A 23,975-nucleotide genomic window follows, 5' to 3' on the forward strand; every position below is an offset into this window, starting at 1 on the left:
CATGATCCATCATGCTGCAACAAAAAGGATGTCCCTAGAACTAGGCGGGACATCCTTGTTTATCGACCGCTCCCTCTTAAAAGGCGCATGGCGCACGCCCGCTGTCATGTCTGCGCCAAACGGCCCGCAGGCGAAAGCTGAGAAACAGCGCGCCCGTTGCCAATCCGGCGATCAGGCCGATCCAATAGCCGAACGCTCCGGCGGCAGTCAATAGAGCGAGCGCGCAGCCAAGCGGAAGCCCAACGCCCCAATAGGCGAGAAGAGCGGACCAAAAAACGGCGTTAACCTCTTTATAGCCCCGCAGCGCTCCTTGGATGGGAGCGGCGATGGCATCGGAAACTTGAAAGAAGATCGCATAGAGCAAAAACTTCTCTGTCAACGCCGCCACTGTCGGATCGTTTGTATACAGCCGGGCGACATGGCTGTGGAAGGCGAAAAGGAACAGCGCTGCTGCGGCAGCGACGGACAAGGCGAGGGTGATGCCGATCAAGCAATATTGTTTGGCGGCTTCATAACGGTTGGCCCCGGCTTCAACGCCCACGGCGATCGTCAGCGCCATCGATAAGCTGAGCGGGATCATATACAACAGTGAAGCGAAGTTGAGGGCGCTTTGATGCGCGGCGACCGTTTCCGCGCCAAACCGGCCGACAAGCAGCGTCACAGCAGCGAAAATGCTCGTTTCAAAAAAGATGGCCGACCCGATCGGCACCCCGGTTTTCAGCAACTCTTTCCATGCGGCCCATGACGGACGGTAGAAACGGACGAGTACACGATAGGGAGCCAAGCGGCGAAATTTCAAAGCGGCAAAGGCAGCGGCCGCGAAGCAGTACGCATACGTGATCGCCGTCGCGTAACCAGTGCCGATGCCGCCAAGGCGCGGAAATCCGCCATGCCCGTAAATCAACAACCAGTTGAACAGCATATTGACCGGCAAGGCGGTGAGCGTAATCCACATCGTCACTTTCGTTTGCCCAAGCGCATCGATGAAATAGCGGAGCACAGAATAAAGAAACAGAGGGATGATCCCAAACGACAAGGCGCGCAAATAATGAAAGGCGATATGCCGAACGTTTTCATCCAAAGACATCTGTTTCAAGATAAACGGCACGGCAGCGGCGCCGATCAGGACAATGGCGACAGCAAGCGCGACAGCCAAGTAGAGCGCCTGGGCGACGGCGCGAGTGATCGAGTCATGCCGTCCGGCGCCGAAATGGTGTGAGACGATCGGGGACAGGGCGAGCAAAATGCCGCCGGCGCCGGTAAACACCGGCACCCATAGGCTTGAGCCGATCGCGACGCCGGCAAGATCTTCGGCGCTCGCATGACCGGACATGGCGACATCGACAAAGTTCATGGCATATTGACCGGTTTGCGAAACAAAAATGGGAAGAAACAAGGCGAACAGGCGCCGCCATTTGCCGTTGGGCGGAGCGGTCGTTGCCATAATGGCTCCTCCTTTTCTTTGATAAAGTGACACATTGTTCTAAATCATCAATCTCTCCACTTCCGAAGCTGGGATGACCCCCCTCTTCGGAAGCGATTTATGACGAAAGAAACGGCGGTTGGCTGCAAAGCGGGAATTCGATCAAAAAACATGTGCCGTGCGCGTCGCTTTGCACTTTCATCGTCCCGCGATGCAGTTCGACGATTTTTTTCGATAATGACAGGCCGAGCCCAGTTCCCGTTTCCTTCGTTGAAAAAAACGGATCGAAAACATGGTCGATGACCGACGGCGGAATGCCGGGCCCATCGTCGCAGAAGCGAAGCTGAACGAGATGGTTGATTTTTCGGCTGCAGATCGACACCCTCATCGTTTTCGCCACTTTTGCTTCCACGGCGTTGCGAAATAAGTTTAAAAACACTTGCAAAAGCTGGCTGCGGTCGCCGTTCATTTCGTAGTCGTCAAGCTGGTCATCAAGGTCAAAATGGACGTCGACGTTATGCAATAGCGCTTCGCTTTGCAATAGGACGCCGACATCGTCGCGCAAAAAGCGGTGCAAGTTGAACGTCTCCATTTTGACGTCCGCCGGCTTGGCGATATTCAAAAAATCCGTGATAATGTCGTTCGCCCGGTCGAGCTCAGGAATTAAAAGCCGCTCAACGAGCGAGGCGATGCGATCCGGCAAGTCGCTTTTCAATAGTTGCAAATATCCGCGCACTGTCGTCAGCGGATTGCGGATTTCATGGGCGATGCCGGCGGCGATGCGGCCAGCGACCGCCAGCTTTTCTGTTTCTTTCATCATATTGAGCGACTGAAACATACTGATGACTCGTTTGATCGATCCGTCATCGTTGTAAATAAAACGGGTGTTGACGATGCCGTAAAATCGGTCGAGCACTTCGTAATTGTAAAGCGGCTCGCCTTTTTCAAGCGATTCGAGCGTCGCGATCAGCTCATCAGGGAGCTTCAGCAGCTCGCGAATATGTTTGCCGATGATGGCGTCGCGGTCCACGCCGGTGTCAACAGCCGCCTGCAAATTGCAAAGCGTGATGATCCCTTGAGCGTCGACAAAGACGATATGGTGTGGAACAAGATCGAGCAACGGCGTCAAAAAGGCTTCCACTTTTTCGAACGGCACATCGTGACATAAATCGATATCCCATTGCCATTCCGCCTCCCGTTCCGGGGCGGACGGGATGAAGCGAAGGCGCGGTGAGGCTTCGCTGCGCTTTTTTTCAATGGAAATTCCCGCTTCGTAATCGGCGAAGACGAATGGAAACGGAAGTTTTTCAACCAACCGCTCGTAGGCGCGCAGCTTCCGTTCGAGCTCTTTGATTTGCGGTTGTGCCAGTCGATCGTTCATCTTTCCAAACTCCTTAGCTGCACATTTCGTTTTTTATTGTACAAAAACCGCCCTCCGTTGGCTATGGGGGACATCGTATCGATCCGACGGGGGACGGAACTGATCGAAGCAACCGGGCGGTGCGGGCAGGCGCCGTCAATCGATGCCTGCCGCTTCCACGCGGGAAAGGAACTGGCTAAGCGCCTCAAGGGACGGAAAAGCAGCTTGCCCCTGCCGCTCGTTGCCGCCCCCTTTGCCGCCAAACAGGGCGGCTTGTTCTTTCAGCCAGTTCCCTGCATGGAGCAAGGAAGACGGTGCTTTGGCGATAACGGCGCGCCAATCGGGTGTGGAGGCGAGCAGCGCGGTTTTGCCATAACGGTTGGCGATCAGACGGGCGATTATTTGCAGCTCTTTCGCCCCGTACTGGTCGTAACGGCCAATCACTGCACGCCCTGATTCGGCGGCGGCCCGTTTGGCTTCGACGGCAAAGACGATTTCCTCGTATTGGCGCAGCCGTTTTTCTAATTCTTTTTTCTCTTGTTCCCATTTCACGATCACTTCAAGCAGCTGATCGCGGCTTGTCCCGAACCGTCCTGCTGCCGCCTGCACGATGTGGTGAGTTTGCTGGTAGTCGGCGAGCGCTCGGCCGCCGCAAAGAAAGGAAAGGCGCGTCATGCCGCGATGGCGCTCTGCTTTCAGCAATTTGATCACGCCGATTTCGCCCGTGCGTTTCACATGGGTGCCGCAGCACGCCGACAAGTCGACCCCTTTCATCTCGACAACACGGACATTGCCTTGAACATCGGGCCGCTTGCGAAATGGCATCCGTTCTGCCTCTTCCGGTGTCACCCAATACGTATCGACCGGGAGATTAGCGTAAATGAGCTCGTTGGCCCGGTTTTCCACTGCCAGCATTTCCGACTCCGTCAGCGCATCCACCGTTATGTCGATCGTCACGACATCGCGCCCAAGATGAAAACCGACTGTTTCTGCGCCGAGCTGTTCGATGAATACAGCAGATAATAAATGTTGGCCGCTATGCTGCTGTGTATGATCGCGGCGCCGCTTCATATCAAGGACGCATGAAACGACGCCCATTCCCGGGTGGGCAGGGAGGCGGTGATACACTTCCCCGTTTTCGTCAAACACATCGAGCACCGGCAAGCCGGCGATCGTGCCGGCGTCAGACGGCTGACCGCCGCCTTCCGGGTAAAACGCCGTTTCAGCCAATGTGACGACGTATGTCTCGCCGTCTTGGCGGACGCTTGTCACCGCCGTTGTCCACGCGGCAACGTCCGGCGCCGTATAGTACAACTTTTCAGTCACAATCGCTTCATCCTTTTGTATTCCGAATACTTTTCTTTCATATTAGCAAATTCGCTCGCATTTGCCTATCGTGGATCTTCCCAACCGCTTTCTCCCATCAAACGGGCGAAGGATTCCATTGGCGCTATTAGGTTTTGATGGATCACAGCCAAATGAAGACAAATTCCCTAATTGATAAAACAATGTGCTAAATCATCAATGGAATTAACAAAAATTGTTTTTGCATACCATGCCAAAGTTCGTCAAAAAAGAGAAGACGATTGTACACAGCTTCTCAACTGGAAAAGAATCGGTTTTGCGATGGTTTTTGTCAAATCCCCTATCTTCAAGCAGCTGACAAAATGCAACGGATCGCAGTGATGGTTCGTTAAACAATATAATAATAAAAAAACTATGTGCTAAATAATCAATAAAAAAAGAGTGACCATCCAAAAGAAAAGCAACATTTGTCGGCGGCGAAACGTTTTGTATATAATAAAACGGAGCGAAAACGAACCGATCGCCGATCAGAAAGGGTGGTTTGATGATGTTGACGTTAACAGACATTGAACAAGCGCGAGCGAAAATGAAAGGCATCGTCCATCAAACGCCGCTTGAGCATTCGCAAACGTTCAGCCGGCTGTCTGGCAATGATGTATATATGAAACTCGAAAATTTGCAAAAAACGGGCTCGTTTAAAGTAAGAGGCTCATTCAATAAAATTATGTCGCTCACGGAAGAAGAGAGGGCACGCGGCGTCATCGCCGCTTCGGCCGGCAACCACGCCCAAGGGGTCGCCTATGCGAGCGGCATGCTTCATATTCCGTGCACGATCGTCATGCCGAAAGGGGCGCCGCTCAGCAAAATTGAAGCGACGAAAAGCTACGGGGCGGAAGTCGTGCTGTACGGCGATGTGTTTGACGAATCTTTGGAATATGCGTTAGAGTTGCAGCGCGAGCGGGGAATGACGTTTGTACACCCGTTTGACGACTTGGCGGTGATGGCTGGCCAAGGGACGATCGGCTTAGAGCTGATCGAACAGCTTCCCGACGTCGATGTCGTTCTTTGTCCGGTCGGCGGCGGCGGGTTGCTTGCTGGGGTGGCGTTTACGTTAAAACAGCTGAAGCCATCGGTTGAAGTGTACGGCGTTGAGTCATCGGCTTGCCCAGGCATGACGGCGGCCATACGCCATAAACAGCCCGTCTCCATTGCCGCATCGAATACGATCGCCGATGGGATTGCCGTGAAAAAGCCGGGCAATATTACGTACCAATACATTGAGCAATACGTCGATGGCGTTGTGTGCGTGGAAGAGGCGGAAATTTCACGGACGATGCTGTATGTGCTCGAGCGGAACAAGCTGTTAATCGAAGGGGCGGCAGCTTGTCCGTTGGCGGCATTGTTGTATCAAAAGCTGCCGTTTCGCGGCAAAAAAGTCGCCGCTGTGCTAAGCGGCGGCAACGTCGATGTGACGCTCATTTCCCGCATTATTGAGCGGGGGCTTGTCGAAGCCGGGCGATTCGTTACGTTTACAACGGTCATCTCCGACAAGCCGGGCCAGTTGAACAAACTGCTTCGCATTATCGCCGAGCTCGAGGCGAATGTCATGTCGATTCATCATCAGCGCATCGGCGCCAAAGTGTTGCCGGGCCAGGCGGAAATTCACTTTTCGCTCGAGACAAAAAACGAAGACCATATTCAGCAAATCTACCAAGTGTTGTTGAAAGAAGGCTATGATGTACAGTTTTACCGATGAGCGCGCGATGGGAAAACGGTTTGTGTTTCGCCACTGTCTGTTAAGCAAGCAATGGAAAAGCCGTCTTCGAAATCATGTTCACAGGGCTGCCAAATGAATACGAAACCATCATTTGCCCAACATAGCGGCTGTTCCTTATGACATGGGGGACAGCCGTTTTGTTTTGTCAATGCACGCGCGGCGCATCTTGCGGCCGCGTTGCGCCGAGGCCTTCGCGGGCCATTTTCGCTTTCAAGCTTTCCAGGACATACAAACCGAACATGCCGAGCAGCTCTTCATCGGTCATCTCGTTGATCAGCTTGAGCACATCGCGGCGGCTAAGTTCATCTAAAATCGACATCGCCACCGCTTCGGCGTCTTCTTCATCTCCGGTCAGTCGATCTTTATAGTATTCGTACAGATCGTCAATAAACTTCATCGGCATCGTCGCCTCGCTTTTTTGAGAGCGGGCTTCCTCCTTTCTTTGCAGTTGGCCGATGCGGACTTAGGGGCATCGGCAATCCTCTCGCTTTGACGCCACAAATGCCATTGGCAGCAGGGATGATTCATAGTATAATGGAAAAAATATCATTCGAAAAGCGGGGGAATTCTATGATTCGCCGGTTAACGGCCGAAGACCATCAACAAGTATTTTCGTTTTTGCGGCAAGATCCGTCGTTCAATTTATTTATCATCGGCGATATTGAGTCGTTTGGCTATGACGCCGATTTCCAAGACGTTTGGGGGCAGTTTGACGATGCCGGCTCGCTGAAGGCGGTGCTGCTCCGTTATTACGATTCCTACATTCCGTACGCGCCTGGCGATTTTGATGCCGATGGCTTTGCTCGTCTCATCCGCGAGACAGCCCAATCATCGTCCATCCAGCTGTCTGGCAAGGCGGACATTGCCAGGCAGTTCGAAGAGCGGCTGCCGCTTGGGACGAAGCGAACGCTTTACTTTTGCGAGTGTCGGACGGATGAATACGCCCGCCAAGAAATGGGGGCGTTCGCCGTCAAAAAAGCCGAATTGGCCGATGTCGACCGGATTCTCGACTTGCGGCGCCGCATTGCCGAATTTGAGACGAGGCCGTCGTCCCGCGATATGCTGGTGAAAGGGATGGAAACCAATTCAGCTAGAACGTACTACATTGAACAAGACGGCCGAATGGTGGCCGCGGCATCGACATCAGCGGAAAACTCATTGTCGGCGATGATCGTCGGCGTCTGCACGGATCAGGAGCATCGAGGGAAAGGGTATGCCAGCACCATCGTGGCGAAGCTCGTTTGCGATTTGCTCGCTGAAGGGAAGATGCCGTGCTTGTTTTACGACAACCCGGCCGCTGGCCGCATCTACCGCCGCCTTGGTTTTCGCGATATTGGGCTGTGGGCGATGTACCGCTAGCAACGAAAAGCGGAAGCTCCGCCGGCTTGCTTCTGCGCAGAAGCAAGCCGGCGTTTATTGCCCGTCCGCCCCGTTTGGCGTGACGCGGCGAATGTGCTCGCCGCCGTGCTCCCGCATCGCTTTTGCCTTGTCGTTGACGAGCTGTTTTTGGTCAACGATGGAAGAAGGTGTTTGTTTTTTGTTCGCCATATGGAATCACCTCAATGGAGACGATTTCGCGCGCTGAATGAACATGTCCGCATCTTCGATCAGCCCGCAGACGCCGCATTGGACGCGGTAGCTCGGGCCGCGGTATGGGAGATGGAACGGTTCGAGCGCTTCGTTTGTGTATTCGTGCTCAATGTCGCCGGTGTGCGGATCGAGCTTGACCGCACGCGGGTGCTGCTCAATGAGATGAAACCGCGTCCGGTTCGTTTTGCAGTTTGGGCATAGCATCGGTTCCAATCGAAGCCACCTCCATCTTTATCATTTGAAAACATGGCGGCCATTATGTATCGGCAGGCCCTGTACGACCGTGTTGGGCATGAGAAGCAATGGTTGACAATCATGGTGCAGTTCGGGTATGGTAAAGGCAAAACAAAAAAATATTTCACTTTTTCAGAAAATAGTGTAATATAAATGGCAAAGGGGATTTTCTATGGCTGACAAACCGCTCAGAGACCGCATTATCGATACGGCGCTTCATTTATTTGAGAAATACGGCTACCACGGCGTGACGGTCGACCGCATCGTTGCCGAAAGCGACACATCCAAAGGCGGTTTTTACCATAATTTTAAATCAAAAGACGAGCTCTTGTACCATATCCATGATGTCTTTATCACGTATGCGCTGACAAAAGCGCAGGAGGCGTATGAGGGCTTTCCTACGCCGACCGAGCGCTTGTACGCCATCGTTCAGTCGTTTGTCAAAGTGTTTCATTTGTATAAACCACACATCACCGTGTTTTACCAGGAAAGCACGTACTTAAAACCGGAATACGCTGAACCGATCAATGAAAAGCGCGAAGAGTTCAAGCAAATCATTTTTCGAGTCATTCGCGAGGGGATTGAAGCCGGGGAATTTCGTCCGGAGCTGTCGGTGGAGATTACTGGCATGTCCATTATCGGCATGGTCAACTGGACATACAAATGGTACAATCCGGATGGTCCGCTGTCAATTGAGGAGATCGCGGCGTATTTTGCCGATTTCATTTTGCATGCGGTGCTCCGCACACCAGAAAACCCAGCGGCGGCGCGGTTTTTGTTGCGGCCGGCCGCCGAATAAGTTGTTGATCGTATACAGACCAACTAGTCGGTTTTTTGAAAACGCTTCAAAAATCAAAACGATCTGCATTCGTTTCCTTCGTTTAAACCGACTAGTCGGTTTAAATAATAGAACATTTTCTATGGGGGAGAGGGACAGGATGGATTTTTCATTAACAAAAGAGCAACAAATGATTAAAGAAATGGTTCGCGACTTTGCTGAGAAGGAAATTGCCCCATACGCGGCGAAATGGGATGAAGAGGCGCATTTTCCGCTGGATGTCTTCCGCAAAATGGGCGAGTTGGGGCTATTGGGTTTGCCGTTTCCGGAAGAATACGGCGGCGCTGGAGGCGATACGATTTCGTATGCCATCGCCGTTGAGGAAATCGGCCGCGCCTGCGGCGGCACCGGGCTAAGCTATGCGGCCGCCGTGTCACTTGGGGCGAGTCCCATTTATTACTTTGGAACAGAGGAGCAGAAACAAAAATGGCTCGTGCCGATGGCCAAAGGAGAGACGCTTGGCGCTTTTGGGCTCACGGAGCCGAACGCCGGGTCCGATGCTGGGGGCACGCGCACAACAGCGGTGCTCGATGGCGATGAATATGTCATCAACGGCGAAAAATGCTGGATCACGAACGCCCAATACGCGCGGCAAGTCATTGTCACCGCCGTGACAGGCAAAGATGCGCGCGGCAAAAACATCATCACCGCTCTCATCGTGCCAACTGACTCCCCAGGATTTACGATCCGTTCGAATTACGACAAGATGGGCGTGCGCGCGTCCAATACGTGCGAGCTTGTTTTCGAGAACGTCCGCGTGCCGAAAGAAAACGTCTTGGGCGACCCGCAAAAAGGGTTTAAACAGTTTTTGTACACGCTTGATGGCGGCCGCATTTCCATCGCTGCTTTAGCCGTCGGCATCGCGCAAGCGGCGTTTGAGAAAGCGCTTCAATACGCGAAAGAACGCGTCCAGTTTGGCCAGCCGATTTCCAAGTTTCAAGCGATCCAGTTTAAGCTCGCTGACATGGCGATGGAAATTGAGCTTGCCCGCAATATGGTGTACAAGGCGGCTTGGTTGAAAGACAAAGGGAAACCGTTTACAAAAGAAGCATCGTTCGCCAAGCTGTTTGCGTCGGAAATGGGGTTCCGCGTCTGCAACCAAGCGATTCAAATTCACGGCGGATACGGCTATATGAAAGAGTACGGCGTTGAGCGCCATTTGCGGGATATCAAGCTCATGGAAATCGGCGAAGGCACATCAGAAATCCAACGGCTCGTCATCGCCCGCCAACTGGGATGCTAAAAGCGGAAATGCCTGCATATCGATAACAATGAATTCGGACAAAGGGGAGGAAACGGCCGATGTTGACGGTGACTGTGGGGAAATTGTTGGAAGAGCGAGCCAGGCAATATGCGGATCGCGAGGCGGTCGTGTATGCCGACCGCGGCTTGCGTCTGACGTATCGGCAGTTTAACGACTATTGCCGCCTCGTTGCGCGCGGGTTGATGCGGCTTGGCATCGAAAAAGGGGAGCATGTCGCCATTTGGGCGACGAACGTCCCGGAATGGATCGCCTGCCAGTTTGCGACCGGCAAAATGGGAGCCGTCCTCGTGACGGTCAATACGAACTACCGCGCGGCGGAGCTTGAGTATTTGCTTCGGCAGTCCGACTCGACGACGCTCTTTTTGATTGAGCAATATCGCGACTCGTCGTATATCGATATTTTATATGAAATCGTTCCCGAGCTGCGCACATCGGCGCCCGGACAGCTGCAATCGAAACGGCTGCCGAAGTTGAAAAACGTGATCTTTCTTGGCGACAAACGGCACCCGGGCATGTTTACATGGAACGACATCTTGGCGATGGCGCACGACGTATCGGAAGAAGAACTCGATGAACGGATGGAGAGCCTCGACCCGCACGATGTGATCAACATGCAATACACGTCCGGGACGACTGGATTCCCGAAAGGGGTGATGTTGACGCATTACAACATCGTCAACAACGCCCACCAAGTGGCGCAATGCATGGGACTTGGCGAAGGCGATCGATTGTGCATTCCGGTGCCGTTTTTCCATTGCTTCGGCTGTGTCATGAGCACGCTTGCATGCGTGACGGTCGGGGCGACGATGGTGCCGGTTGTGGAGTTCCATCCGAAGCGGGTTCTCGAGACGGTGGAAGCGGAGCGGTGCACGGCGCTTCACGGCGTGCCGACGATGTTCATCGCCGAGCTCAACGACCCGGATTTTGCCAAATACGATTTGTCGTCGCTGCGCACGGGCATTATGGCCGGTTCTCCTTGCCCGGTCGAAGTGATGAAGGCGGTCATCGAGAAAATGGGGATGAAAGACATTACGATCGCCTACGGGCAGACGGAAGCGTCCCCAGTCATCACGCAAACGCGCACCGACGATCCGCTTGAGCTGCGTGTCGAAACGGTTGGCCGCGCCTTGCCGGGCGTGGAAGTGAAAATCGTCGAGCCGGGCACGAACAAGGAAGTGCCGCGGGGTGTGCAAGGGGAACTGTGCACGCGCGGCTATCATGTCATGAAAGGGTATTACAACAACCCGGAAGCGACAAATGAAGCGATCGATGCAGACGGCTGGCTGCATACCGGCGATTTGGCGACGATGGATGAAAACGGTTACTGCCGCATCACCGGCCGGCTGAAAGATATGATCATCCGCGGCGGGGAGAACATTTATCCGCGCGAAATCGAAGAGTTTTTGTACAAACATCCGAAAATTTTGGACGTTCAAGTCGTCGGCGTGCCGGATGAGGTATATGGTGAAGAAGTGATGGCGTGGATCATCTTAAAAGACGGCGAAACGGCGACCGCTGAGGAGATTCGCGAGTTTTGCCGCGGCAACATTTCCCGGCATAAAATCCCGCGTTATATCGAATTTACCGACTCGTACCCGATGACGGCATCTGGGAAAATTCAGAAATTCAAATTGCGGGAAATGGCGAAACAGCGCCTCGGCTTAACAACCTAAGCCTAAACCGCCGCGCCGGGCGGACGAACCGTCCGGCGCCGGCACCTGTACTTTTAAGAAAGGGTGAGACGATGTTTTCGAAAGTGTTGATTGCCAACCGCGGCGAAATCGCCGTCCGTGTCATCCGCACGTGCCGACGTCTCGGCATTCAAACGGTTGCCATTTATTCCGAAGCAGACGCCGATTCGCTTCATGTCTCGCTCGCGGATGAAGCGTATTTGATCGGCAAGCCGCGCGTCGCGGAAAGCTATTTAAATATCGAAAAAATCATTGAGGTTGCCAAAACGGCGAAAGCGGAGGCGATCCATCCAGGCTACGGGCTGTTGTCGGAAAATCCAGCGTTTGCCCGCCGTTGCGAGGAAGAAGGAATCGTCTTCATCGGTCCGAAGGCGGACGTCATTGCGGCGATGGGCAGCAAAATCGAAGCGCGGCGGACGATGGAAAAAGCCGGCGTGCCGATCGTCCCGGGCGTCTCCTTTGCGCTTGATGGCGCCGATGAGGCGGCCAAAGCGGCGGCTTCGATTGGGTATCCAGTCATGCTGAAGGCGTCAGCCGGCGGCGGCGGCATCGGCATGCATATCGCTCGCGATGAAGCTGAGCTGCGCCAAGCGTTTGAAGGGAGCCAAAAACGGGCCGCTTCGTTTTTCGGCGACGGGACGATGTACATTGAAAAATATATTGAACGCCCGCGCCATATTGAAATTCAGCTTCTTGCCGACCAAAATGGCAACTGTGTTTACTTATGGGAGCGTGAATGTTCGATCCAACGCCGCCACCAAAAAGTGGTCGAAGAGGCGCCGTCGCCGTTTTTGGATGAAGAGACGCGGCGGAAGATGGGGGAGGCGGCGGTGCGGGCTGCGCGTTACATCGGTTATGCAAATGCCGGTACCATTGAATTTCTCGTCGATGAACAGAAAAATTTTTATTTTCTTGAGATGAACACTCGGCTGCAAGTCGAGCACCCGGTGACAGAAGAAATCACCGGCATCGACATCGTCGAAGAGCAGCTGCGCATCGCCGCGGGCGAGCCGCTCCGCTATAAACAAGAAGAGATTCGCCGCGACGGTCACGCCATTGAAGTGCGCATTTATGCCGAAGATCCGAACACGTTTTACCCGTCGCCCGGCCGCATTGCGGTGTTTTCCGCCCCACAAGGCGAATGGATTCGTCATGAAACGGCGGTTCAAAGCGGCATCACGGTCACGCCGTTTTATGATCCGATGATCGCGAAGTTGATTGCAAAAGGGCCGGATCGGCAAACGGCGATTGAACGCTTGCTCGAAGCGCTTCGAGACTATCGCGTTGAAGGGATTAAAACGAACATTCCGCTGCTTGAGGCCGTGTTGTCCCATCCGGCGTTTCAAGCGGGGGATACGACGACCGATTTCCTTTCGAAACATTGGAAACCAATAAAAACGAAATGAAGCAGAAATGAATGGGGGAAGAAACGATGAATCAAATAACCGCAACGATGGCAGGAAGTGTATGGAAAATTGTCGTCGCCGTCGGTGACCGTGTGGAAGAAGGGCAAGATGTCGTCATTTTGGAATCGATGAAAATGGAGATTCCGATTGCCGCGGAAACGTCTGGCGTCGTGAAGCACATCCACGTGCAGGAAGGAGATTTCGTGAACGAAGGCGACGTGCTTGTCGAGATTGAGTAAAAAGGGGGAGCAGAGCATGAGCCGATGGCCGGCGAAGGTGACGATCAAAGAAGTCGGCCCGCGCGACGGCCTGCAAAACGAAGCAACGCCGATCGCGACCGCCGATAAAATCGCTTGGATCAACCTATTGTCAGAAACGGGACTGTCGTACATTGAGGTGACTTCCTTCGTCCATCCGAAATGGATTCCGCAGCTTGCGGACGCCGTTGAAGTGGCAGCGGGCATTCGCCGAAAAGCCGGCGTCACGTATGCGGCGCTCGTCCCCAACGAAAAGGGGCTTGAGCGGGCGCTTGGCGCCGGGGTCGATGAAGTGGGCGTCTTCATGTCAGCGAGCGAAACGCACAACCAAAAAAATATTAACAAAACCATCGCCGCCACATTTCCGGTGCTGGAAGCGGTCGTGAAAACGGCAAAACAAGCAGGAAAAACGGTGCGCGGCTACGTTTCCACCGTCTTTGGCTGCCCGTATGAAGGGCCTGTCGCCGTCGATCAAGTGCTGATGGTGGCGGACCGGTTGTTGGCGATGGGGGTTGACGAACTGTCGCTTGGCGATACGATTGGCGTCGCGACGCCCAAGCAAGTCGAAGAGGTGCTCGCAATCGTGCTCCGCCGTTTTCCGGCTGATCGGATCGCGATGCATTTCCATGACACGAGAGGGACGGCGCTGGCCAATATTTTAGTGTCAATGGAAATGGGGATTACGACGTTTGACAGCTCGCTCGGCGGCCTCGGCGGCTGTCCGTACGCTCCCGGAGCGTCGGGAAACGTCGCCACCGATGATTTAGTATATATGCTTCACGGCATGGGGATTGAAACCGGCATCGATGTCGAGCAGCTGACGAAAGCGGCTTTGTTTATCCGCGATAAAATCGGCCGCCCGCTTCCGAGCCGCTATTTGCAAACGGTTTGATCATAAGGGGGGAGAAAACGTGAGCACACTTGTATCGTTTGAAACACAAGAAAACGGCATCGCCATTGTGACATTAAACCGTCCAGAAGCGGCCAATGCGCTTTCAAGAGCGCTTCTTTTCGAGCTTGGAGCGCTCTTTCAGGAGATCAAATTTCGGAAAGACGTGCGCGTTGTCATGTTGACCGGGGCAGGAGACAAGGTGTTTTGCGCCGGCGCTGATTTGAAAGAGCGGGCGGGGATGAATGAAACGGAAGTGCGGCAGGCCGTCGCCTTAATCAGCAAAACGATCAACGAGGTCGAGAAAGTGCCGCAGCCGGTCATCGCCGTTTTAAACGGCTCGGCGTTTGGCGGTGGGTTGGAGCTTGCCTTGGCTTGCGACATCCGGTTTGCTGCCGACGATATCCAGCTTGGGTTGACGGAAACGTCGCTTGGCATCATTCCGGGAGCGGGGGGGACGCAGCGGCTGCCGCGCCTTGTCGGCATCGGAAAAGCGAAAGAATTGATCTTTGCCGCAAAGCGCATCACCGCCAAAGAGGCCGAGCGAATCGGCCTTGTCGAATACGCCGTACCGCGCGCCGAGCTCATGGATCGGGCGCTTGAATTGGCGCGGCAAATCGCCGACAATGCCCCGATTGCCGTCCGCCAGGCGAAACGGGCGATCCAAAGCGTATTCAACGTTGATTTGGAGACGGGCCTTGCGATCGAGCAGCTCGCTTATGAGGCGACGATCCCAACGAAAGACCGGTTGGAAGGCTTGCAGGCGTTTAAAGAAAAGCGGAAGCCGGTGTACAAAGGCGAGTAAGCCCGCGCTTGGGCAGGATGGGGCTGTTTGGATAAGGAGAAAGCCGCAACGGAGCGCTTGCGCCGCATCGGCCTTTTCACAGCGATCAAACACGGCATCCAACCTTGCTCCGGCCGAACAAGCGGGATTGAACAGCAAGATCCATCAAAACAAGGAGGGGAAACAAAGAGATGAAGGAAACAGCCAATCAACAAGACACGCTCGCAGCGGAGCTGGAGAAAAGAGCGGCGGAAATCAAGAAAGGCGGGGCGCCAAAATATCATGAAAAAAATGCGGCCCAAGGGAAATTGTTTGTCCGCGAGCGGCTGAATTTGCTGCTTGATAACGGTTTGGAAGTGGAAGACGGGCTGTTTGCCAACTGTTTGGCGGATGGCCTGCCGGCTGACGGAGTCGTGACCGGCATCGGCAAAATCCATGGCCGCACCGTCTGCGTGATGGCGAACGATTCGACCGTCAAAGCCGGCTCGTGGGGAGCGCGCACCGTCGAAAAAATCATCCGCATTCAAGAGACGGCGGAAAAACTGCGCTGCCCGATCATTTATTTGGTGGACTCAGCCGGCGCCCGCATTACGGACCAAATCGAAATGTTTCCCGGCCGGCGCGGGGCAGGGCGCATTTTTTACAATGAGGTGAAGCTGTCCGGCAAAGTGCCGCAAGTGTGCCTGTTGTTCGGTCCATCAGCAGCCGGCGGCGCTTATATTCCGGCGTTTTGCGATATCGTCATCATGGTCGAAGGCAATGCCTCGATGTACTTAGGCTCGCCGCGCATGGCGGAAATGGTGATTGGGGAAAAAGTGACGCTCGAAGAGATGGGCGGCGCCCGCATGCATTGCACCGTCTCCGGCTGCGGCGACGTGCTCGTGAAAACCGAAGAAGAAGCGATTGCCTATGCACGCCGTTATTTGTCGTATTTTCCGTCTAATTACAGCGAAAAGCCGCCGGTGGTCGAGGCGAAGCCGCCGAAATCGTTTGACAAAACGATCGAGGACATTTTGCCAGAAAACCAAAATGCGCCGTTCAACATGTATGATTTGATTGAGCGGATCATTGACGAAGGATCGTTTTGTGAAATCAAAAAACTGTTTGCGCCAGAAATCATTACCGGACTGGCGCATCTTAACGGCCAGCCGATCGGCATCATCGCCAACCAGCCGCGCGTCAAAGGCGGCGTATTGTTCCACGATTCGGCTGATAAAGCGGCGAAATTCATCACGCTTTGCGACGCGTTCCATATCCCGCTTTTGTTTTTGGCCGACGTCCCTGGCTTTATGATCGGCACGAAAGTCGAGCGGGTCGGCATCATCCGCCATGGGGCGAAAATGATCGCGGCCATGTCGGAAGCCACCGTACCGAAGATCTCGGTCATCGTTCGCAAAGCGTACGGCGCCGGATTGTACGCGATGGCCGGGCCGGCGTTTGAACCGGATTGCTGCTTGGCGCTTCCGAACGCGCAAATCGCCGTCATGGGGCCGGAAGCGGCCGTCAACGCCGTCTACGCCAACAAAATTGCCGAGTTGCCGCCAGAAGAGCGTGCGGCATTTGTCGAACAAAAACGCGAGGAATACCGGCGCGACATCGATATTTATCGGCTCGCTTCCGAATTGGTCGTTGACGGAATCGTCGCGCCGAACGATTTGCGCAACGAGCTCATCCGCCGATTTGAGGCCTATATGTCCAAGTATATCGTCTTTTCTGAGCGGAAGCATGGGGTGTATCCAGTTTGAAAAAATGGATGGCTGTCCCTCTTGCCAAGGGACGGCCGATCATGTATCATAATAATCACCAATCCGTTGCTGCGTTGTGCGTTGTAGAATGAAGTTTCAACCGATGGCAATCAAAAGGGAGTTCTACATTGAAGCGGGAATGTCATGCCTCAATATTCGTGATGGAGGACGGCAGGAACGCTTCTGCGAACACCCACCTGGTGGAGCGTGGTTGAGAAACTGCATTCAGCCGACGGCAACAGCGGCGCGGATTCACGAATGAGGAGTTGGCAAAAGAGTCCAACTGGATGCAAAACATCCGGTTGGACTCTTTTTCGTTGCGTATGTTTTCTCAAAAAGACATGAAACAATATAGTTGATTTTCCCTGTTTTCATGTTATAATCATATTTCGTGCAGGAATAATTCGTATTGAAACTATTCCAACAAGAAAGATGAAGCAAGGAGGGGGATGAATGGAAGGGATCAGCCGGGACATCATGTACGCTGTCTTCCGGACGCAAAAGGCGCTTTATCGCCTCATCCGCGAGGACGCCGCCCGCGTCGGGGTGACAGAGGTGCAGCTGATCGTCTTATATACGCTGCTGAAAAAAGAGCATATTCGCCTGAATGACTTGGCGGAAAAATTAAACTTAAGCAACAGCAATGTCAGCGGCACGGTTGACCGGCTCGTCGGCGCCGGCCTTGTTGTCCGTGAGCCGTCGAAGCAAGATCGGCGCGCGGTCATTTTGAGTTTGACGGAAAAAGGAAAAGAGACGGTGTCGGAAGCGTTTGGCGAGCAGTCGGTGCTGCGCCGGCGGCTTGGCCGCATTCAAGAACTCGTCTCTCCAGAGGAGATTGAACAGTTTTTGCATCTTCATGAAAAAATTAAAGCGATTTTACTCGGGGAGGAATAGACGGTGAACGTGAAACGACTGGTTGCGTTGAACATCATTGTGCTCATTTTGCTTGTCGGTGGAGGCTTTGCCGCTTACTACTATGTGAATGAAGCAACGAACTACATTAAAACGGACAACGCCCGCATCGACGGCCAGGTCATCTCGGTTGCGGCGCCGCTGTCCGGAAAACTGACATCCTGGCGGGGCGACACGGGAAAAACCTTCTCAGCGGGGGAAGAAATCGGTGAGGTGTTTGACGGCAAAACAACGATTCCGGTGACAGTGCCTCATCGGATGACAATCGTGCAGCAAAACGCAGTCAAAGACTCGTTTGTCGCCGCGGGGATGCCACTTGCCCGCGGGTTTGATTTGAACGATTTGTGGGTGACGGCGAATATTGAAGAAACGGATATTGAAGACGTGAAAGTCGGGCAAGACGTCGATATTTATGTCGATGCGTATCCGGACCGCAAATTCAGCGGCAAAGTCGAAAAGATTGGCAATGCGACAGCGAATACGTTCAGCCTGTTGCCAAGTTCCAATGCGACCGGCAACTACACGAAAGTGACCCAAGTGATTCCCGTTACGATTTCCATTGACAATTACAGCGGAGCCGGACTTGTGCCGGGCATGAACGTCACCGTCCGCATCCATAAGTAGGTGATGGAAGATGACAGCATTTGTCATTGGTTATATTGTGTTTGCCGTTTTGGTCTTGGCGGCGGTCAACATCGCGCTGCGCCGCCGCAAGCCGGCTTCAGCCGCAGGGAAGGCGGCGGATGAAGCGGCGGAAGCCAACGCTCAACCGTTAGCGGAAACGAAAGCAGAGCCGTCGACAGAAACGGATGGGCGTCCGGCCGCTCCAGCCGGGCAAGGCGGCCTCGGGGATATCGGCAGCCGCGGCAAGGTTGTGGCGACGGTCATGCTGGGCGCGTTTGTCGCCATTTTGAATCAAACGTTGATCAACGTCGCCTTGCCGCATATGATGCAAGATTTCAACGTGGAAACGTCGACGATCCAATGGCTCGTGACAGGATATATGCTCGTCAACGGGGTGCTCATCCCGATCAGCCCGTTTTTAATCGCGAAGTTTCCAGCGAAACGGCTGTTTTTATCCGGCATGTCATTTTTCGCCATCGGCGCGTTTGTCTGCTCGATCGCTCCATCGTTTGCCGTCATGCTCGCAGGGCGGTTGACACAAGCGGTCGGGGCCGGCATTATTATGCAGCTGATGATGGTCATTATGTTGTCGATTTTCCCGCCGGAACGCCGCGGAGTGGCCATGGGGACGGTCGGAATCGCCATGATGTTTGCGCCGGCGGTCGGGCCGACGCTGTCTGGCTGGATCGTTGAACATTATACATGGCGGCTGTTGTTTTACGTCGTTTTGCCGATCGCGATTTTAGACATTGTGCTTGCCTCCGTCTGGCTGAAACATACGCCGCGCAAAGGCAATCCAGTGCTGGACGTGCAAGGGGCGGTCTACTCCACGATCGGGTTTGGCGGCGTTCTGTATGGCTTCAGCGAGGCCGGAAGCAAAGGATGGGGCGAGACGGAAGTCGTTGTGTCGCTTGTCATCGGCGTCTTGTTCCTGATCATGTTCACATGGCGTTCGCTCCGCTCGGAGCATCCGGTGCTCAATTTCCGTGTGTTCCGCTACCCAGTGTTTACGTTGGCGACCGTCATCGGTTCGGTCATTAACATGGCGATGTTTGCCGCCATGGTCTTGCTTCCGGTGTATTTGCAAAACTTGCGCGGCTTTACGCCGCTCGATGCCGGTTTGCTGTTGCTGCCGGGAGCGATTGTGATGGCGATCATGTCGCCGATTTCCGGCTGGGTGTTTGACCGCATCGGCGCGCGGATGCTCGCTATTGTTGGCTTGATCATCACCGCTGTGACGACGTGGGAGTTCAGCAAGCTCACGATGGATACGCCATACAGCCAGTTGATTTGGCTTTACATTTTCCGCATGTTCGGCATGTCGATGCTCGGAATGCCGATTATGACGGAAGGGTTGAACGCCTTGCCGCGCCATTTGTACAGCCACGGCACGGCGATGTCGAATACGATCCGTCAAGTGGCGGCTTCGCTCGGGACGGCGTTTTTGGTGACGATCATGTCCAACCGGGCCAAATTCCATGTCGAAATGTACCGCAATGAAATGACGGAAAACAATCCGTTGTTCATGAGCCTTGTCGGCCAATTGAAACAGGCGATCCCAAGCGATGAGGCAATCGCCCAGCTGTTGTATGGACTGGTGCAGCAACAGTCAACGGTCCAGGGGATCAACGACGCCTTTTTCGTTGCCACCGGTTTGACGGTGTTGGCGTTAATGATGGCGTTTTTCTTAAAGGGAAAAAAGCATAAATCGCCATCGGCGTAAACAAAGGAATGGATGCGCTGCGCCGGTTCGGCTTGCCCTTGGAAAAAGGCGACCGCCAGCTTGGCATTGCTCTTGGCGGCATGTCCCGCGGCGTTTCGCCGCTCGAGATGGCCGAAGCGTACGCTGTATTTGCCAACGATGGCGTCCGCCCGGCCATGAAAAAGCCAAAAACAAAAAAGAGAAAAAGCATGGCAAAGGATATGGCGGCAAACGTGATTAGCGAGATGTTCTTCCTCCCTTTTTGCGCGCATATACATCATAAAGACAAGTGGATGAAAAAAAGGGGGGAGCGCCCATGGCGCATTTCGGCTCGAAAGGATGGCTTGTTGCCGAGTTGAAAAAGGCAGGCATCGCCCGCCATCCGATCGGACGGAAAAAAATTGAGATATACAAAGCAGCCGAGCTGTACGGGTTGTACCGAAAATATGTGCAGAAAACGCGCTGAGCCGGATGAAAAATCCGGCTTCTTTTTTGGGCAACCTAAAGGGGAAAGGAGGGAGGCGCGCCTAATGGTTGACAAGAGTGGGGACGCGCCGGAAGCGATGAAGAAAAAACGGTTTACGGTAGCGGAAGGGGAAACGATCGCCGCCTGTTTAGCGCGAATGAAACAGGAAGGCTACCGTCCTGTCCGCCGCATCGAGCAGCCGATTTTCCGCGAAGTGGAAACGAACGGCGAAACGATGGTTGAGCCGTGCGGGCGCATCATCGAATTTGAGGGTGTGCGCGATGAGCCATAACGGGCGGTTGTTGGCTCCACCTTAGGCTGAAGGCGCGGCCGCAGATTCGACGGGCTCTGGTTGTAGGGGCAAGAGAATTCATCAAAAAATTGCGAAGGAAGTTCTTTTCCCAACGGTCGCCGCCTATACAAAGCGGGATATTGGCCAGTCAAAAAATCGGAAAGGGAGCTCCTTCCCGGTCTAGCTGTGCGGCCATTCGCGCGTTTTTTTCGCCTCCCGATGGCCGCCGGTCGGGTTGCCGCTTGATGCTTCGTAGCCGACTTGGTACACATAGTGCTTCGGGGCGTGTATGACGTTGTCCATTCGGTATTGGTCCAGATCGTCTTGAAATTGCCGTTTGCTTTCTTGCTCATCCATCGTTGGTACCCCCTTGTGGATATGGACTGCTGCGTTTATAGGGTGCGTCATCAAGGCGTGTTTTACTCAAAAGCCGTGGATCGTCATGCCGCCATCGACGAATAGCGTTTGACCGGTGATATAGCTTGACGCATCGGAGGCGAGGAACACAGCCGGGCCGACGAGCTCAGGCAGCTCGCCAATCCGCTTGAGCGGCGTGACGGCCAAAATGTCGTTCACATACGCTTCGTCCTCAAGCAGCGTTTTGGTGAGCGGAGTCCGGAAATACCATGGGCCGATCGCGTTGACGCGTATACCGTAGCGCCCCCACTCAAACGCCAGCACTTTCGTCATTTGGATGAGCGCCGCTTTTGTCGCCGCATACACAACCCCGGTGCGCAAGGCGACATGGCCGGCGACGGAAGCGATGTTGATGATGTTTCCGCCTTGCTTTTGTTCTTTCATGACGCGACCGGTTTCTTGTGAGACGAGAAACGCCGACTTTAAGTTGGTGTTCATAATCGTTTCCCACTCATGATCCGTCACATCCAAAGCCGGCGTGCGGATGTTCATGCCAGCGTTGTTGACAACGATATCAAGTGATCCGGCTTATTGTTTGACATCGGCGACGGCGTCATGCACGGCTTTCCGGTCGATGACATCAAGCGGATATATGTACGCTTTCCGGCCGAACTGTTCGATATGGCTTGCTGTTTCTTGCAAATCAGCTTCCGTGCGGGCGATGAGCGCCACATCGGCCCCGGCTTCAGCGAACCCGATCGCGATCGCCCGGCCGATGCCGCGTCCGGCTCCCGTCACTAACGCCGTTTTTCCGTCCAAGCGAAACGAAGGCAAAAACATCGAAATCTCCCCTTTCAGAATCGTCGGTACATCCTCATGATAGCATGATCCCCTGTTGCAGCCAATCATTGGCATCGCTGTTTGGCAGGGAGCGGGAATTCCAAGTTGCAGCCGGCGCGCCGTCCCGCTACAATAAAAAAGAGAACACCATCTAGATAAGGGGATGACGCCATGATTCATCACACATGGGCGACCCGGCCGACGATCAAAAAAGTAAAGTGCGTTCACACGAACGCGGAAAAGTACATGGTCAGCAATGTGTTGACGCCGGGCAAAGTATATGAAGTGAAAAGCGAAACGGACGAGTTTTATTTTGTCATCGACAACAGCGGAAAAGTCGGCGGGTTTTACAAAGATTATTTTGAGGAAGTCAAGTGATCGCCCAAGCGGCGACAAAAACGGATGCCTGGCGAGGCATCCGTTTTTTCTCAGCCGGCGGCGCTCTGTTCCGGAGCCGGCGGCTGCGCCTGGTTCTCAGGCAACGTAACGGTCAGCGTTGTTCCTTTTTGAACGGCGCTTTCGATCGCCCATGTGCCGCCCATTTGCTCAATAATTTTGACGGCGACCATCGCACCAAGCCCAGTGCCTTTTTCTTTTGTGCTGAAGTATGGCTCGCCGAAGCGGCGCACTTGTTCTTTCGTCATGCCAACGCCGTTGTCGGAAATGGTGATGACGACTGATGCCCCCCGGTTCTCGGCCGCAACATGGAGCGTGCCGCCGTTCGGCATCGCCTCAATGCTGTTTTTCAACAAGTTGAGAAAACACTGTTGGAAATATTGTACGTTTCCGATGACGACACCATGTTCGAGGGAAGAGGATACATGGATCGAATGCATATGCGCCATTGGCGTAATCATTTGCAGCACTTTTTGAAGCTCGACGGCGACATCAATCGGCTCGGTCTCTTTTGGCGCCGGTTTGGCAAACGTCAAATAGTCGCGGATGATGGCTTCCGCCCGCTCGAGTTCCTCTAAGGCGATGCGAATGTACCGCTCTTCGGTTTCGCGCGGCAGCCGACCAGTTTGCAGCAGCTGGATGAACCCTTTGACGACGGTGAGCGGGTTGCGGATTTCATGGGAAATGCTGGCTGCCATTTGGCTGACGATCTGCATTTTTTCCATCTTCATCAGCTCTGCCCGAGCGAGCTGCGCCTCATGAAGCGTCTCCATCAAATAGACAGCGAACATCATGACGAATGGCGGCATTATAATGAAATACGCGATATACGGCCTCGTTACCGGAAAATCAGCAATCATCACGGCGACAAATGTCGTCAGCACCGCGAGCAAAAACGTCAGCCAAAGCGACATAACGAGCTTGCTCGGCCGCGGCAGCTTGCGAAACAGCGGCGAGGCGGCCGCCGCTATGGCAAACATGATGGCGTAAACGATCAAGGTGAGCGGTTGAAATCCGTACAAAACGGCGCGCGCCAGCATCAAGACAACAAACAGCGCCGCCCCTAAGCCTCCTCCGCCATACAGCGTTCCAAGCAAAAACGGAATTTGCCGGAAATCATGGACGCACAGCGGATCCATGTAAATCGGAAATTTCATGCACAAAACGGCCGCCAACGCCAAACAAATCCCAAGCAACGCCCGGCTATAGAGCGGGCGCTGCCGGATCGCTCGACTATGGTCATAAATAAACGAAAAGGCAAAGATCGTGACTAAAATATAAAATAAGTTGTTCAGGACGTGCTGGTTAATGTATAAACCCGCCATACGAAAAATCTCCTAACTGAATGGACCTTATCACCTTCCATTATAGCGAAAAGAGATTGAAAGAAAAATATGCATTGGCTATGTCCGATCTTTCGGCAGCCAAACCGCCAAGGCGCCAAAGAGCGGCAGCACGCTGCAAAGCCCCATTAATGTGCCGAGCGACGACAAGTCGGCGATTTTGCCGAGCACGACCGCGCCGAGCGCCCCCATGCCAAACGCCAGACCGACGATGAGTTCGGACGCCATGCCGACATGGTTCGGAAGCAGCCGGCTGCATGACAGATGATGTCATGTTCAAGGCAAAGGCGACCCAGCCGATTTGCGCATACGACAGCTCCATTGTCGAGCGCAAAATCGGAAAGAGCGCCGGGATGACCGCCTGCATCGCGTCGTTCAAAAAGTGGCCGAGGCTGATGGCGAACAAAATCGGGTAGACGGTCATCTTGCGGCGCTCGTTTGCTCTGTATGGGTGTTCATCGTTCTCCCTCGTTCAAAATA

At 54.0% G+C, this 23,975-nt stretch carries 26 protein-coding genes, 1 other RNA gene and 2 pseudogenes; 18 read left to right on the plus strand and 11 right to left on the minus strand.

Features of this window, described 5'->3' with window-relative positions:
* Positions 1-76: 76 nt before the first annotated feature.
* The 3 genes from GYMC52_RS07930 to GYMC52_RS07940 all read right to left on the minus strand — a co-directional run bounded on the left by GYMC52_RS07930 (position 77) and on the right by GYMC52_RS07940 (position 4,109).
* The gene (locus GYMC52_RS07930; RefSeq protein ID WP_013523680.1) at positions 77-1,444 is read right to left on the minus strand and encodes an MATE family efflux transporter; all 1,368 of its coding nucleotides are present in this window, start codon (positions 1,442-1,444) and stop codon (positions 77-79) included.
* A gap of 97 nt (positions 1,445-1,541) precedes the next feature.
* Positions 1,542-2,804: a two-component system sensor histidine kinase NtrB gene (locus GYMC52_RS07935; protein ID WP_013523681.1), complete on the minus strand. Its 1,263-nt coding sequence runs from the start codon at positions 2,802-2,804 to the stop codon at positions 1,542-1,544.
* 135 nt (positions 2,805-2,939) lie between these two features.
* Positions 2,940-4,109: an alanyl-tRNA editing protein gene (locus tag GYMC52_RS07940; protein WP_013523682.1), complete on the minus strand. Its 1,170-nt coding sequence runs from the start codon at positions 4,107-4,109 to the stop codon at positions 2,940-2,942.
* Positions 4,110-4,635: 526 nt separating this feature from the next.
* On the opposite strand from GYMC52_RS07940, the gene ilvA reads away from it, so the two are divergent.
* Positions 4,636-5,844: a threonine ammonia-lyase gene (ilvA, locus tag GYMC52_RS07945; RefSeq protein WP_013523683.1), complete on the plus strand. Its 1,209-nt coding sequence runs from the start codon at positions 4,636-4,638 to the stop codon at positions 5,842-5,844.
* A 166-nt stretch (positions 5,845-6,010) separates the two neighbouring features.
* Here the strand turns inward: ilvA and GYMC52_RS07950 are convergent, their stop codons facing one another.
* The gene (locus GYMC52_RS07950) at positions 6,011-6,268 is read right to left on the minus strand and encodes a DUF6154 family protein (protein ID WP_013523684.1); all 258 of its coding nucleotides are present in this window, start codon (positions 6,266-6,268) and stop codon (positions 6,011-6,013) included.
* A gap of 167 nt (positions 6,269-6,435) precedes the next feature.
* On the opposite strand from GYMC52_RS07950, the gene GYMC52_RS07955 reads away from it, so the two are divergent.
* Positions 6,436-7,224 (plus strand): GNAT family N-acetyltransferase, encoded by a 789-nt coding sequence (locus tag GYMC52_RS07955; protein WP_013523685.1) that lies wholly within the window; start codon positions 6,436-6,438, stop codon positions 7,222-7,224.
* Between the two features lie 54 nt (positions 7,225-7,278).
* Here GYMC52_RS07955 and GYMC52_RS20175 read toward each other — a convergent pair whose 3' ends face one another.
* Positions 7,279-7,413: a hypothetical protein gene (locus GYMC52_RS20175; protein WP_013523686.1), complete on the minus strand. Its 135-nt coding sequence runs from the start codon at positions 7,411-7,413 to the stop codon at positions 7,279-7,281.
* Between the two features lie 6 nt (positions 7,414-7,419).
* Positions 7,420-7,668 carry a hypothetical protein gene (locus tag GYMC52_RS07960; protein WP_013145420.1) on the minus strand — a complete coding sequence of 83 codons (249 nt, stop codon included), beginning with the start codon at positions 7,666-7,668 and terminating at the stop codon, positions 7,420-7,422.
* Between the two features lie 193 nt (positions 7,669-7,861).
* On the opposite strand from GYMC52_RS07960, the gene GYMC52_RS07965 reads away from it, so the two are divergent.
* From GYMC52_RS07965 to GYMC52_RS08025, 15 genes are all read left to right on the plus strand, one after another.
* Entirely contained in the window at positions 7,862-8,488 is a 627-nt protein-coding gene (locus GYMC52_RS07965) for a TetR/AcrR family transcriptional regulator (RefSeq protein ID WP_013145419.1), read from the plus strand.
* Positions 8,489-8,627: 139 nt separating this feature from the next.
* Complete coding sequence (locus GYMC52_RS07970; protein ID WP_013145418.1) at positions 8,628-9,770, plus strand: acyl-CoA dehydrogenase; 1,143 nt, start codon at positions 8,628-8,630, stop codon at positions 9,768-9,770.
* 59 nt (positions 9,771-9,829) lie between these two features.
* Positions 9,830-11,464, plus strand: a complete 1,635-nt coding sequence (locus tag GYMC52_RS07975; protein WP_013145417.1) for an AMP-binding protein — start codon at positions 9,830-9,832, stop codon at positions 11,462-11,464.
* Between the two features lie 71 nt (positions 11,465-11,535).
* The gene (gene accC, locus GYMC52_RS07980) at positions 11,536-12,888 is read left to right on the plus strand and encodes an acetyl-CoA carboxylase biotin carboxylase subunit (protein ID WP_013523687.1); all 1,353 of its coding nucleotides are present in this window, start codon (positions 11,536-11,538) and stop codon (positions 12,886-12,888) included.
* A gap of 26 nt (positions 12,889-12,914) precedes the next feature.
* Positions 12,915-13,127 carry an acetyl-CoA carboxylase biotin carboxyl carrier protein subunit gene (locus GYMC52_RS07985; protein WP_011231095.1) on the plus strand — a complete coding sequence of 71 codons (213 nt, stop codon included), beginning with the start codon at positions 12,915-12,917 and terminating at the stop codon, positions 13,125-13,127.
* 16 nt (positions 13,128-13,143) lie between these two features.
* Positions 13,144-14,037, plus strand: a complete 894-nt coding sequence (locus tag GYMC52_RS07990) for a hydroxymethylglutaryl-CoA lyase (RefSeq protein ID WP_013145415.1) — start codon at positions 13,144-13,146, stop codon at positions 14,035-14,037.
* Between the two features lie 19 nt (positions 14,038-14,056).
* Positions 14,057-14,839 carry an enoyl-CoA hydratase gene (locus GYMC52_RS07995; protein ID WP_013523688.1) on the plus strand — a complete coding sequence of 261 codons (783 nt, stop codon included), beginning with the start codon at positions 14,057-14,059 and terminating at the stop codon, positions 14,837-14,839.
* A gap of 27 nt (positions 14,840-14,866) precedes the next feature.
* Entirely contained in the window at positions 14,867-15,013 is a 147-nt protein-coding gene (locus GYMC52_RS19595) for a hypothetical protein (RefSeq protein ID WP_156779981.1), read from the plus strand.
* On the plus strand, positions 15,010-16,563 hold the full coding sequence (locus tag GYMC52_RS08000) for an acyl-CoA carboxylase subunit beta (RefSeq protein ID WP_013523689.1): 1,554 nt from the start codon (positions 15,010-15,012) through the stop codon (positions 16,561-16,563). Before GYMC52_RS19595 ends, GYMC52_RS08000 begins: the two co-directional genes overlap by 4 nt.
* A gap of 63 nt (positions 16,564-16,626) precedes the next feature.
* Positions 16,627-16,815: non-coding RNA, 6S RNA (gene ssrS, locus GYMC52_RS18175), on the plus strand.
* 201 nt (positions 16,816-17,016) lie between these two features.
* Positions 17,017-17,457: a MarR family winged helix-turn-helix transcriptional regulator gene (locus GYMC52_RS08005; RefSeq protein WP_011231100.1), complete on the plus strand. Its 441-nt coding sequence runs from the start codon at positions 17,017-17,019 to the stop codon at positions 17,455-17,457.
* 3 nt (positions 17,458-17,460) lie between these two features.
* Positions 17,461-18,099, plus strand: coding sequence for an HlyD family secretion protein (locus tag GYMC52_RS08010; RefSeq protein WP_013523690.1), 639 nt, complete (start codon positions 17,461-17,463; stop codon positions 18,097-18,099).
* A gap of 10 nt (positions 18,100-18,109) precedes the next feature.
* On the plus strand, positions 18,110-19,822 hold the full coding sequence (locus GYMC52_RS08015; protein WP_013523691.1) for a DHA2 family efflux MFS transporter permease subunit: 1,713 nt from the start codon (positions 18,110-18,112) through the stop codon (positions 19,820-19,822).
* A gap of 295 nt (positions 19,823-20,117) precedes the next feature.
* Positions 20,118-20,267, plus strand: coding sequence for a DUF2639 domain-containing protein (locus GYMC52_RS18580; protein WP_013523692.1), 150 nt, complete (start codon positions 20,118-20,120; stop codon positions 20,265-20,267).
* 64 nt (positions 20,268-20,331) lie between these two features.
* Positions 20,332-20,559: an NETI motif-containing protein gene (locus GYMC52_RS08025; RefSeq protein WP_013523693.1), complete on the plus strand. Its 228-nt coding sequence runs from the start codon at positions 20,332-20,334 to the stop codon at positions 20,557-20,559.
* A 180-nt stretch (positions 20,560-20,739) separates the two neighbouring features.
* Here GYMC52_RS08025 and GYMC52_RS19750 read toward each other — a convergent pair whose 3' ends face one another.
* Positions 20,740-20,916 (minus strand): hypothetical protein, encoded by a 177-nt coding sequence (locus tag GYMC52_RS19750; RefSeq protein WP_013523694.1) that lies wholly within the window; start codon positions 20,914-20,916, stop codon positions 20,740-20,742.
* A gap of 66 nt (positions 20,917-20,982) precedes the next feature.
* Positions 20,983-21,756 (minus strand): annotated as a pseudogene (locus GYMC52_RS08030) (SDR family NAD(P)-dependent oxidoreductase).
* Positions 21,757-21,927: 171 nt separating this feature from the next.
* Between GYMC52_RS08030 and GYMC52_RS08035 the strand changes: the two are divergent.
* A complete protein-coding gene (locus GYMC52_RS08035) occupies positions 21,928-22,134 on the plus strand; it encodes a DUF6501 family protein (RefSeq protein ID WP_011231108.1) in 207 nt (68 codons plus the stop codon).
* Between the two features lie 50 nt (positions 22,135-22,184).
* Here GYMC52_RS08035 and GYMC52_RS08040 read toward each other — a convergent pair whose 3' ends face one another.
* The 3 genes and pseudogenes from GYMC52_RS08040 to GYMC52_RS20345 form a co-directional block, all read right to left on the minus strand.
* Positions 22,185-23,477, minus strand: coding sequence for a sensor histidine kinase (locus GYMC52_RS08040; protein WP_013523695.1), 1,293 nt, complete (start codon positions 23,475-23,477; stop codon positions 22,185-22,187).
* Between the two features lie 78 nt (positions 23,478-23,555).
* Complete coding sequence (locus GYMC52_RS20340; protein ID WP_083777783.1) at positions 23,556-23,723, minus strand: fosmidomycin resistance protein; 168 nt, start codon at positions 23,721-23,723, stop codon at positions 23,556-23,558.
* 22 nt (positions 23,724-23,745) lie between these two features.
* A pseudogene (locus tag GYMC52_RS20345) lies at positions 23,746-23,954 on the minus strand (hypothetical protein); the annotation flags it as partial.
* Positions 23,955-23,975 lie beyond the last annotated feature (21 nt).

The organism is Geobacillus sp. Y412MC52, assembly GCF_000174795.2.
Taxonomy (GTDB): Bacteria; Bacillota; Bacilli; order Bacillales; family Anoxybacillaceae; genus Geobacillus; species Geobacillus thermoleovorans.

What these genes read in the sequence shown, in the direction of transcription:
- GYMC52_RS07975 (WP_013145417.1), top strand. Translation starts at nt 9,830, where the DNA reads ATGTTGACGGTGACTGTGGGGAAATTGTTGGAAGAGCGAGCCAGGCAA.
- GYMC52_RS08040 (WP_013523695.1), bottom strand. Translation starts at nt 23,477, where the DNA reads ATGGCGGGTTTATACATTAACCAGCACGTCCTGAACAACTTATTTTAT.
- GYMC52_RS08005 (WP_011231100.1), top strand. Translation starts at nt 17,017, where the DNA reads ATGGAAGGGATCAGCCGGGACATCATGTACGCTGTCTTCCGGACGCAA.
- GYMC52_RS07935 (WP_013523681.1), bottom strand. Translation starts at nt 2,804, where the DNA reads ATGAACGATCGACTGGCACAACCGCAAATCAAAGAGCTCGAACGGAAG.
- GYMC52_RS07970 (WP_013145418.1), top strand. Translation starts at nt 8,628, where the DNA reads ATGGATTTTTCATTAACAAAAGAGCAACAAATGATTAAAGAAATGGTT.
- GYMC52_RS08015 (WP_013523691.1), top strand. Translation starts at nt 18,110, where the DNA reads ATGACAGCATTTGTCATTGGTTATATTGTGTTTGCCGTTTTGGTCTTG.
- GYMC52_RS08025 (WP_013523693.1), top strand. Translation starts at nt 20,332, where the DNA reads ATGGTTGACAAGAGTGGGGACGCGCCGGAAGCGATGAAGAAAAAACGG.
- ilvA (WP_013523683.1), top strand. Translation starts at nt 4,636, where the DNA reads ATGTTGACGTTAACAGACATTGAACAAGCGCGAGCGAAAATGAAAGGC.
- GYMC52_RS07955 (WP_013523685.1), top strand. Translation starts at nt 6,436, where the DNA reads ATGATTCGCCGGTTAACGGCCGAAGACCATCAACAAGTATTTTCGTTT.
- GYMC52_RS18580 (WP_013523692.1), top strand. Translation starts at nt 20,118, where the DNA reads ATGGCGCATTTCGGCTCGAAAGGATGGCTTGTTGCCGAGTTGAAAAAG.
- GYMC52_RS08000 (WP_013523689.1), top strand. Translation starts at nt 15,010, where the DNA reads ATGAAGGAAACAGCCAATCAACAAGACACGCTCGCAGCGGAGCTGGAG.
- GYMC52_RS07930 (WP_013523680.1), bottom strand. Translation starts at nt 1,444, where the DNA reads ATGGCAACGACCGCTCCGCCCAACGGCAAATGGCGGCGCCTGTTCGCC.
- GYMC52_RS08035 (WP_011231108.1), top strand. Translation starts at nt 21,928, where the DNA reads ATGATTCATCACACATGGGCGACCCGGCCGACGATCAAAAAAGTAAAG.
- GYMC52_RS07965 (WP_013145419.1), top strand. Translation starts at nt 7,862, where the DNA reads ATGGCTGACAAACCGCTCAGAGACCGCATTATCGATACGGCGCTTCAT.
- accC (WP_013523687.1), top strand. Translation starts at nt 11,536, where the DNA reads ATGTTTTCGAAAGTGTTGATTGCCAACCGCGGCGAAATCGCCGTCCGT.
- GYMC52_RS07950 (WP_013523684.1), bottom strand. Translation starts at nt 6,268, where the DNA reads ATGCCGATGAAGTTTATTGACGATCTGTACGAATACTATAAAGATCGA.
- GYMC52_RS20175 (WP_013523686.1), bottom strand. Translation starts at nt 7,413, where the DNA reads ATGGCGAACAAAAAACAAACACCTTCTTCCATCGTTGACCAAAAACAG.
- GYMC52_RS19750 (WP_013523694.1), bottom strand. Translation starts at nt 20,916, where the DNA reads ATGGATGAGCAAGAAAGCAAACGGCAATTTCAAGACGATCTGGACCAA.
- GYMC52_RS07985 (WP_011231095.1), top strand. Translation starts at nt 12,915, where the DNA reads ATGAATCAAATAACCGCAACGATGGCAGGAAGTGTATGGAAAATTGTC.
- GYMC52_RS20340 (WP_083777783.1), bottom strand. Translation starts at nt 23,723, where the DNA reads ATGGCGTCCGAACTCATCGTCGGTCTGGCGTTTGGCATGGGGGCGCTC.
- GYMC52_RS07990 (WP_013145415.1), top strand. Translation starts at nt 13,144, where the DNA reads ATGAGCCGATGGCCGGCGAAGGTGACGATCAAAGAAGTCGGCCCGCGC.